This window comes from Microcystis sp. LE18-22.4A, assembly GCF_027531105.1.
Lineage (GTDB): Bacteria > Cyanobacteriota > Cyanobacteriia > Cyanobacteriales > Microcystaceae > Microcystis > Microcystis aeruginosa.
In genome coordinates, this window is sequence record NZ_JAPZRB010000420.1 from 1 (window position 1) to 2,020 (window position 2,020).

Genomic DNA, 2,020 nt, shown 5'->3' on the forward strand with positions numbered 1-2,020 from the left:
ATTTACTCGTTCATCTCCTAATATAGCGAGACTGATAACCGGTTTCTGATACAAATCAAAGGCACGATAGTTATAAATATACATCCTCTGAGGGAAATTTTCTTCGTATTGACTTTGAATTTCAATATGAATCAAAATCCACACTTCTTCACCCCTGAGTAACCAGACTTTATAAAGTTTGTCAGCGAAACGTTTTTTTGTCTTTGCTGAAGCGGTAATCCGTTTGAGTTCTTTTTCTAGGGATTCGGGAATTTTTGTCCAATCAATTAATTGGTGAACTTCAGGAAAGAAGAAATGTAAAAATGCTTCAAAATACTCGCTTAATGCTTCTTTCCAGGGTTCATCATAATTGGCGGTTGTTGGGTTCATTTGAGTTGTTTGCTTACTCGTAGGCTATGAAGCGCGATAGCGTAACGCACCGATTTAATAATAGAGGTGGTGGTGGTAATCTGGGGATTTTGTGGTAAAAAAGCGGAGATTTGTTCGATTCCGTCTTGATTGGCAGAGAGAATAACCGTGGCGACTTCTGGAATTACTCCAGCTTGGAGACTTTGATAATCGCTAACACCAGCATCGAGGAAAACTACAGTATTTAATTCGGGTGCGGTTAAACGCTGATTTCTCACACTATCCACCTGATTAGCTTGACTCAAGCCATCAGATTGAGCATATTTGAACAAAACATCGTCAACAGCAGGAAAGCTCGGCAAAAGGGTAGAAGTCATGACATTAACTGCAAAGGTTTATTGCTAACAGTTTTAGCCCAACAATACCCAATCTTTCAAGACCCCTGTAACAGAAATTAATATTTATACAGAAAACGGGTTTCTAAATAGGCGTTTGCAGAAAACGGGTTTTCTAAATAGTTTCTCAAAGAAACCCGTTTTCTCAGTTTCGTGGGTGTTGCAAGATATGCAATCTGAACGACGTTCATAAATTGTATTTTTATTAGTTTATGGGACACAAACAATTCCTAATCCTGCCATTTGACGAATATGATCATCAAAAGCGAATACCTTAAATATTTGTAAACGATGAGCCATAACTAAAATAGAACAATCTGTGTAACTCCATTTTTTATCATTGTACTTACAGAAAGCTTCCCATATTGCCAGATCATCGCTATCTGACACATTGATATAACGATGATCTTCTCTTAGTATTTGACCCACTTGGATTGAGGCTCGACTAGATACCTTGCTCCGAATCCAAGTCACAGTTTCATCGAATACCGATTCGAGAATAATCCAATTATTATGAGGATTTTCCAAGTAATATTTTTGAGCGCTTTCGTGATGAGTTTCAGATTTGACAAAAAAGGCAATTAAAGCAGAAGTATCAACAATAATTTCTTTGTCCACAATTTTTAATAAATAATTTCATCGATGTTTTCAGCGTAGTTAGTTACAACTTGACCCCGATTATCTTGTCCGATAATATATTTAGGCTCAGGTTGGACAATTTCTAAACTTCCACAAAGTTCCCAAGTACGAGTCTTGGTAATATCTGGTAATTCAGCTTGAACATAATTTTCCAAAGCTTTGATAACAATCTCTTGAACCGAGGATTTTTGTTCTTGCAAACGAGATATTAATTCGTCGGGAATTTCGATCAATATTTGAGTCATTGATAAACCTTAGAGATTAACGTTGTTTTACTAACATTATAGCCTGTTTGTGAATTATAACCAAGAGACGCAAATGCAATTACCTGAATCAGTTACCAAAAGGTTAACAACTGTTCACTGATTCAGGTGATTTGCCATAAGTCCAGAAAACGGGTTTCTGAAGATTGTCTCTCAATTACTCCCTCACAATGACAATTGTAGCGGGTCATGGCGAGCAGGCGATGGCCACAAGTCCAGAAAACGGGTTTCTTCAAGAAACCCGTTTTCTAGATATTAGGATAAGATTATTGGATTCTTGCCAAAGACTGCTTAAATTCTGCGAGAGAATTAGCGGTAGCTGCTAATTTTAGTAGCTCTTCTAAGATAGTAGGGTTAGTCATTTTGCCGATTATC

General features: G+C 37.2%; 4 protein-coding genes and 1 pseudogene. All 5 read right to left on the minus strand.

The window, feature by feature from the left end; all coding sequences use genetic code 11:
- Positions 1–369: pseudogene (locus O9295_RS18515) on the minus strand (hypothetical protein); the annotation flags it as partial.
- A complete protein-coding gene (locus O9295_RS18520; protein ID WP_288034398.1) occupies positions 366–725 on the minus strand; it encodes a DUF4347 domain-containing protein in 360 nt (119 codons plus the stop codon). The pseudogene O9295_RS18515 and the gene O9295_RS18520, both read right to left, overlap by 4 nt.
- Before the next feature lie 228 nt (positions 726–953).
- Positions 954–1,361 (minus strand): type II toxin-antitoxin system VapC family toxin, encoded by a 408-nt coding sequence (locus O9295_RS18525; RefSeq protein WP_002761361.1) that lies wholly within the window; start codon positions 1,359–1,361, stop codon positions 954–956.
- A 5-nt stretch (positions 1,362–1,366) separates the two neighbouring features.
- Positions 1,367–1,627, minus strand: a complete 261-nt coding sequence (locus tag O9295_RS18530; RefSeq protein ID WP_002733873.1) for a hypothetical protein — start codon at positions 1,625–1,627, stop codon at positions 1,367–1,369.
- A 122-nt stretch (positions 1,628–1,749) separates the two neighbouring features.
- Positions 1,750–1,881, minus strand: coding sequence for a hypothetical protein (locus O9295_RS18535; RefSeq protein WP_288034401.1), 132 nt, complete (start codon positions 1,879–1,881; stop codon positions 1,750–1,752).
- Between the last annotated feature and the right edge of the window lie 139 nt (positions 1,882–2,020).